The following is a 7,593-nucleotide window of genomic DNA, read 5'->3' as shown; positions in this document are numbered from 1 at the left end:
CAGTGCCGGTGGTTTTACCGGCATCAATGGTGATCACCTGGCCGTTGGACAGGGTCACGGTCACCGGCGCATGCGCTTCATTAGAAAGCGTGGCGGTGTAAGTGATCTGGCCGCCTTCAGTGATCGCAGTGTCGTTAGTCGACAAGGTCACGGTGGTGGTATCGATCGAGTCCGAAATAACGGTGGTCGGCGGATTAGTGTTATCCGGTACCAACTTCTCGAAATTGCCGCCAGTAGCGGTGGTAATCGTGGTGCTAACGGTCGAACCGTTGTTGTAAACGTCATTGACCGGAGTCTGGAAAACCACGGTGCCCGTGGTTTTACCCGCGTCGATAGTGATCACCTGACCGTTAGACAAAGTCACGGTCACCGGCGCATGCGCTTCATTCGAAAGCGTGGCGGTGTAAGTGATCTGACCGCCTTCAGTGATCGCTGTGTCGTTAGTCGACAGCGTTACCGTCGTGGTATCGATCGAGTCGGTGATCGTAGTCACCGCTGGCGTAGTGCTCGGCACCAGGTTCTCAAAATTACCGCCAGTCGCCGCCGTAATGGTGGTGCTAACGGTCGAGCCATTGTTGTAAACATCATTGGCTGGCGTATCGACCACGATCGTCCCGGTGGACTTCCCGGCTTCAATGGTAATCACCGAGCCATTGCTCAAAGTGACAGTCACCGGTGTCTGCGCTGGGTTGGTCAGGGTGGCGGTGTAAGTAATCTGGCCGCCTTCGGTCACGCTTTCGCCCGCCGTCAGGGTGACGGTGGTGTTGTCGATCGAATCGGTAATGGTGGTAACCGCTGGCGTAGTCGCTGGCACCAGGTTCTCGAAGTTGCCGCCGGTAGCCCCGGTAATCGTGGTGCTGATGGTTGAGCCATTGTTGTAAACATCATTGGCTGGGGTTTCGACGACCACCGTCCCGGTGGACTTCCCGGCTTCAATGGTAATCACCGAGCCATTGCTCAAAGTGACAGTCACCGGTGTCTGTGCTGGATTAGTCAGGGTCGCGGTGTAGGTAATCTGACCGCCTTCGGTCACGGTATTCCCGGCTGTCAGCGTGACAGTGGTGGTATCGATCGAATCGGTAATGGTGGTAACCGCTGGCGTAGTCGCCGGCACCAGGTTCTCGAAGTTACCCCCGGTAGCCCCGGTAATCGTGGTGCTGATGGTCGAGCCGTTGTTGTAAACATCATTGGCTGGCGTATCGACCACGACCGTCCCGGTGGACTTCCCGGCTTCAATGGTAATCACCGAGCCATTGCTCAAAGTGACAGTCACTGGTGTCTGCGCGGGATTGGTCAGGGTAGCGGTGTAAGTGATCTGACCGCCTTCGGTCACGGTATTACCGGCTGTCAGCGTGACAGTGGTGGTGTCGACGGTGTCGGTGATTTGGGTCACCGCCGGCGCGGGGTCGGTGGTCAGCACCAGGTTGTTGCCACCGGTGGTGCCGGTGACGGTGACGCTGATCTGGCTTGCATCGATGTACGGGGTGTCGTTGGGTGCCAGGGGCACATTCACGGTGCCCGTCAATTGGCCGGCCGGGATGGTGATCACCGCGCCATTGGACAGGGTGATGCTCAGGTCGCTGGTGGGCGCCTGCGTCACCGTGGCGGTGTAGGTCAGCACGCCGCCCGCTTCGGTGATGGTCGGGGTCGCGCCCAGGGTCAGCGTGGAGGCTTGCAGCACCAGGCCGCCCGCGTCGCTCGCCTGTGCGCCCGCGTTCTGGGTCAGGGCCGAGGTGGTCACACCCAGGCCGGCCGTTGGGAAACCAATGGTCGGTGCAACGCTGGCCGCTGTCGCATCCAGCACCACGAAACTATGGCCGCCACCCGCTGCGCCCGTGCCGGCCGCAGTCGGCCCTGCTGCGGTAGCTTCCAGGTCGGTGGTCGGGTCGGCGCCGGCAGCGATGGCTTGCTGCAGCTCGGCAACCGACGGCGCGGCCTGGGCTGTTGCTTGGGCCAAGTCGAGGCTGGAGTCCGGCGTTTCGGCGCTCCACTGGGTTTCACGGCCCAGGTCCAGTGTGCGGCCGTCGGCCAGCTCCAGGCTAACGGCGCCCGAGAGGCCGGTGTCTACCTGATCCCCTGCGAACAGTCGGTCGCCTTCGACAAGTACACGTCTGACTCCTTCTGGAGAAATGACGAAAACTTGGCCAACAATGCTTTTGACGATGGCAACAACACTGCTCATTGAAGATTTCTCCGGCGATCCGTTCGGGTAACTTCCATAGACCTGAGCACTAGTTAGCGCCAGTTTGGAGGTGTTAAGACTTTTGACAGGTGATTCGTCAATAATTTGGCTATATTTTTTCGGAATTAACTTTATGCCAAACTATTGACCTTGTGGCCGCCATCCTAAACAATCGCCCCACTAATGTCACATTGATATTTATGCGGCGAACCGTCCTACATGTGTGAACCAGTTCCGATTTTGAACTTTCCGACGTACGGTCATTACGGTTGCCATTTTCCGACACAGCTACTCGATCTGCTGTGATTTGAGACAAGAAGTCCTGGGGAATTTTTGAAATGCGTTTGCACCTGTTTAAGGCACTGCCGTTCGTCCTCGCCGCGAGTTTCGTACACGCCCAAACATTGCCACAGGCCATGCAGCAAGCGCTCGACGTGCACCCTGAGATTCAGGCCGGCGTAAATAGTCGTATCGCCGCCGACTACCAATTACGCGCCGCCCAAGGTGGCTACCTGCCGAAGGTAGACTTGGCCGGTGGCTACGGTCGTGAAGGTGTGGACAACTCGTCCACTCGTGCCGCCAACGGTCGTGGCAGCAACCAATGGGATACGCTCAACCGCGGCGAATCGAGCCTGCGTCTGCAGCAAATGATTTTTGACGGTTTTGCCACTTCCAGCGAAGTAGGGCGTCAACAAGCCACCGTCAACTCCCGTGCTTATTCGTTGCTCGGCACCTCCGAGCGCACTGGCCTGACCGTTGCCCAGGTCTATCTGGACGTGCTGACCCGGCGTGAATTCGTACGCCTGGCTGAAGAGAACCTGCGCAACCACGAGCGCATCTACGACCAGATCAAACTGCGCACCCAGCGCGGCGTCGGTAACGGTGCTGACCAGGACCAGGCTGAAGCCCGTCTGGCTCAAGCCCGTAACAACCTGATCACCGAACAGACCAACCTGGCCGACTCCCAGACTAACTATCTGAGTGCCGTGGGCCAGATGCCTGACCAGTTGGAGCGCCCGGCACCGTTCATGGCCATGCTGCCAGCCGACCTGAACGAAGCACGTCGCCAGATGCTCGACAACAGCCCGATCCTGCGCTCGGCCGAATCCGATATCGTCGCGACCGAACAGCAGTACCAAGCCGCCAAGTCGGCGTTCTACCCGCGTTTTGATGCTGAACTCGGCACCAATGCCGACAACAACGTCAACGGTGACCCGTCCCACAACAATGGCTGGGAAGCCATGTTGCGCATGCGCTTCAACCTTTACTCCGGCGGCAGCAACAAAGCTGATCTGGAATCCAAATCGGCCCTGTCCAACCAGGCCCTGGATATCCGCAATAACGCCTTGCGCCAGTTGAACGAAGAGCTGGGCCTGGCCTGGAATGCCCTGAACAACGCCAACGCCCAAGTGCCGATCGCCCAGCAATACGTTGATCACAGCACCCGAGTACGCACTTCTTACCAGCAGCAATTCAGTTTGGGCCAACGTACCCTGCTCGATTTGCTCGACAGCGAGAACGAACTGTTCACCGCTTCCCGCCGTTTGGAAGAGATCAAAAACATTCAGTTATTTACTCAATACCGAATCAAGGCGACCATGGGCGAATTGCTCAAAAGCCAGGGAGTGGTCGCGCCAATGGCCTCCGTCGTGCAAAACGACGTGAAGCCTAAAGTCCAACTGCCAGGGATGAATTGAGCCACCCCTCCAAGCCCCATCTGTTAGTCGAGAGTACCCGCGTGGAATCAGAAGTCAGTCGAGTTCATCTCAGTCATGATCCACGCACGCTGCATGACGACCCGTTACTCGACGGGTTGCTTGCGCTTTGTGCACTGCATCAGAAACCTGCCAGTGCGGCGATGCTCACCACCGGCCTGCCGTTGCCTGCGCAACGCCTGAGCGCCGAACTGCTGCCTCGCGCCGCTGCACGCGCGGGGCTCCAGGGGCGTTTGTTGCAACGCAAGCTGGAACAGATTCCGACCATCGCCCTGCCGGCCTTGCTGTTGCTCAAGGACGGTCGCAGCACGGTGTTGGTCGGTTGGCATGGCGAGGACGAAGCTCGCATTTTGCTCAGCGAAAGCGACGGCGGTGAAGTCGTCGTCAAACGCGACGTGCTGGCCGATGATTACACCGGCAAAGTGTTCTTCGCCCAACCCCAGCACAAGTTCGATGTCAACCACGGCACCCTGATCCCCCGTGCCCGCTCCTGGTTCCGCGACACCTTGAAGCGCTCGCGCTGGCTTTACACAGACGCCATCGCTGCCAGTTTCCTGATCAACATCATCGCCATGGCCGCACCGCTGTTCGTGATGAACGTCTATGACCGTGTAGTGCCGAACCAGGCCACGGCCACCTTGTGGGTGCTGGCTATCGGCATTGGTGGCGCCTATCTGTTCGATCTGATCCTCAAGAGTCTGCGCAGTTTGTGCCTGGACCTGGCCGGGAAAAAAACCGACCTGATTATCTCGGCGACGCTGTTCGAGCGCATTGTCGGGATGTCCATGAAATACCGCCCGGCGCGGGTGGGCAGCTTCGCCCAAAATATCCACGAGTTTCAGAGCCTGCGGGATTTCCTCGCGTCACTGACCCTCACCAGCCTGATCGACCTGCCGTTCACCCTGCTGATTTTCCTGGTGATCGCTATCCTCGGCGGGCACCTGGTGTGGATTCCCGTGCTGGCGTTCCCGCTGGCCCTGGGCATCGGTTACGCCCTGCAAAAGCCCCTGGTGGCAACCATGGAGCGAACCATGGCCCTGGCCGCCGAGCGTCAGTCGAGCCTGATCGAAACCCTCGCCGGGCTGGACGCGGTCAAGGTCAATAACGCCGAAAGTGAACGCCAATACCAGTGGGAGCAAACCATTGGCACCCTCAGCCGTCTGGAACTGCGGGTGAAGTTGCTGTCGGGCCTGTCGATGAACATGACGCTGCTGATTCAGCAATTGGCGGGCGTCGTGATGATTTGCTTCGGTGTTTACCAGATCATCGACGGCAACCTGAGCATGGGCGGCCTGATTGCCTGCTACATGCTCAGTGGCCGTGCCTTGAGCCCGCTGGCTTCGCTGTCCGGCCTGCTGACCCGTTACCAGCAAGCCAAAGTCACCATGAAATCGGTAGACCAGATGATGGAGTTGCCCCAAGAGCGCAACTTCGAAGAGCGTCCGATGAGCCGCCGCACGCTGCAAGGTGCGATCGAATGCCGGGGCTTGAACTTCACCTACCCGGACCAGCAAAACGCCGCACTGAAAAACCTCAACCTGGTGATCAAGCCTGGGGAAAAGATCGGCATTATCGGGCGCAGTGGTTCGGGTAAAAGCTCACTGGCCAAATTGATTGTCGGCCTCTACCAACCCGACTCCGGCGCCTTGCTGGTGGACGGCGTGGACGTTCGCCAGATTGACGTCAGCGAGCTGCGCCACAACATCGGCTACGTCCCCCAGGATATCCAACTGCTGGCCGGCACCCTGCGGGACAACCTGGTATCCGGTGCCCGCTATGTCGAAGACGAAATGGTCCTGCAAGCCGCAGAATTGGCCGGTGTCCACGAGTTCGCCCGCCTGCACCCCCAAGGTTACGAACTGCAAGTCGGCGAGCGCGGGCAGAACCTGTCCGGCGGCCAGCGGCAGAACGTCGCGCTGGCCCGTGCCTTATTGCTCAACCCGCCTATTCTGCTGCTCGACGAACCGACCAGCGCCATGGACAACACCGGTGAAGAACGCTTGAAACAACGCCTGCAAGCTGTGGTGCAAAACAAGACGGTCGTGCTGGTCACGCACCGCGCCTCGCTGCTGTCCCTGGTGGACCGCCTGTTGGTGGTCGATCGTGGTCAGATTCTCGCCGATGGCCCGAAAGCCGCCGTCATGGAAGCGTTGAAAAAGGGGCAAATCAGTGTCGCTTAAGTCCTTCAAAAACGCGGTTGGCCGCTACTTCAAAGGCTCCGAATCCCTGCAAGACCAGCCGCTGCCCGAGGTCAACAAAGCACTGATCGAAGATGCGCCGCGGGTCATCCGCCTGACCATCTGGGCGATCATCGCGTTTTTCCTGTTCCTGGTGGGCTGGGCGTATTTCTCCAGTATCGACGAAGTGACGCGCGGCGACGGCAAGGCGATTCCGTCCTCCAAACTGCAGAAAATCCAAAACCTTGAAGGCGGTATCGTCGCAGAGCTGTACGTCAAGGAAGGCCAGATCGTCGAAGCCGGGGCGCCGTTGATTCGTCTGGATGACACGCGCTTTGTGTCCAACGCCGGCGAAACCGAAGCCTTGCGGTTGTCGATGTTGCTGCGGGTCGAACGCTTGAGCGCGCAGGTGGATGACCGTCCGCTGAATATTCCGGACGACGTGCTCAAGGCCGCGCCGAGCCAGGCCGCCAGTGAGCGCTCGCTCTACGAGAGCCGTCGTCAGCAGCTCAAGGACGAAGTCGGCGGGTTGCAGGAGCAACTGGTGCAGCGTCAACAGGAACTGCGCGAGTTCTCCTCCAAGCAAGGCCAATACCGCAACCAGCTGTCGTTGCAGCGCCAGGAAATCAACATGTCCGAGCCGTTGGTGGCCCAGGGCGCGGTCTCGCCGGTTGAAGTGCTGCGGCTCAAGCGTGCGGAAATGGAAACCCGTGGCCAACTCGATGCAACTACCCTGGCGATTCCCCGTGCCGAATCGGCGATCAAGGAAGTGCAGCGCAAGATCGACGAAACCCGCGGCAAATTCCGCAGTGAGGCCCTGACGCAACTCAACGAAGCCCGTACCGAACTGAACAAGGCTGCGTCTACCGGCAAGGCCCTGGAAGATCGGGTAAGCCGCACCCTGGTGACCTCGCCGGTGCGTGGCATCGTCAAGCAGCTGCTGGTGAATACCGTTGGCGGCGTGATCCAGCCAGGCAGCGACATGGTGGAAATCGTGCCGCTGAATGACACCTTGCTGGTGGAAGCCAAGATACGTCCGCAAGACATCGCCTTCCTGCACCCGGGGCAAGAAGCGGTGGTCAAGTTCACCGCCTATGACTACACCATCTACGGCGGCCTCAAGGCCAAGCTCGAGCGCATCGGTGCCGACACCATCACCGACGAAGACAAGAAAACCACCTACTACATGATCACCCTGCGCACTGACCGCAGCCACCTGGGCACCGATGAGAAGCCGCTGATCATCATCCCCGGCATGGTGGCGTCGGTCGACATCATCACCGGCCAGAAAAGCATCCTCAGCTACCTGCTCAAGCCGATCCTTCGGGCGCGGGCAGAGGCGTTGCACGAGCGCTGATCCCGATTGCACGCACAGGCAAGCCCGGCCGCCCCCTGTGGGAGCCGGGCTCGCCCGCGATGAGGCCCTCCAAAACACCCAAGTGCCATGGGCTGTACAAAAGCCATATCGATATTCATTAACGGTATTTAAAATGCCGTTCTTATGACTATAAAGTCACTC

Annotated in this window: 4 protein-coding genes; 3 read left to right on the top strand and 1 reads right to left on the bottom strand. The window is 59.4% G+C overall.

From position 1 onward, the window contains the following. The coding region (locus K0H47_RS31070) for a retention module-containing protein (RefSeq protein ID WP_257626664.1) at positions 1–2,182 on the bottom strand (2,182 nt) is incomplete at its 3' end. A 338-nt stretch (positions 2,183–2,520) separates the two neighbouring features. Between K0H47_RS31070 and K0H47_RS13930 the strand changes: the two genes are divergently transcribed. Genes K0H47_RS13930 through K0H47_RS13920 form a run of 3 tightly spaced genes read left to right on the top strand, consistent with a single transcriptional unit; the run spans position 2,521 to position 7,431 of the window. Then, positions 2,521–3,879 (top strand): TolC family outer membrane protein, encoded by a 1,359-nt coding sequence (locus K0H47_RS13930; protein ID WP_063033672.1) that lies wholly within the window; start codon positions 2,521–2,523, stop codon positions 3,877–3,879. A 41-nt stretch (positions 3,880–3,920) separates the two neighbouring features. Continuing rightward, the gene (locus tag K0H47_RS13925) at positions 3,921–6,077 is read left to right on the top strand and encodes a type I secretion system permease/ATPase (RefSeq protein ID WP_026078040.1); all 2,157 of its coding nucleotides are present in this window, start codon (positions 3,921–3,923) and stop codon (positions 6,075–6,077) included. Continuing rightward, a complete protein-coding gene (locus K0H47_RS13920) occupies positions 6,067–7,431 on the top strand; it encodes an HlyD family type I secretion periplasmic adaptor subunit (protein ID WP_093203157.1) in 1,365 nt (454 codons plus the stop codon). Before K0H47_RS13925 ends, K0H47_RS13920 begins: the two co-directional genes overlap by 11 nt. The last annotated feature ends 162 nt before the right edge of the window (positions 7,432–7,593 follow it).

This window comes from Pseudomonas sp. Xaverov 83 (assembly GCF_019352905.1).
Taxonomy (GTDB): domain Bacteria; phylum Pseudomonadota; class Gammaproteobacteria; order Pseudomonadales; family Pseudomonadaceae; genus Aquipseudomonas; species Aquipseudomonas yamanorum.
The sequence above is the reverse complement of the archived record's forward strand: the minus strand, read 5'-3'. Positions and strand labels throughout refer to the sequence as shown.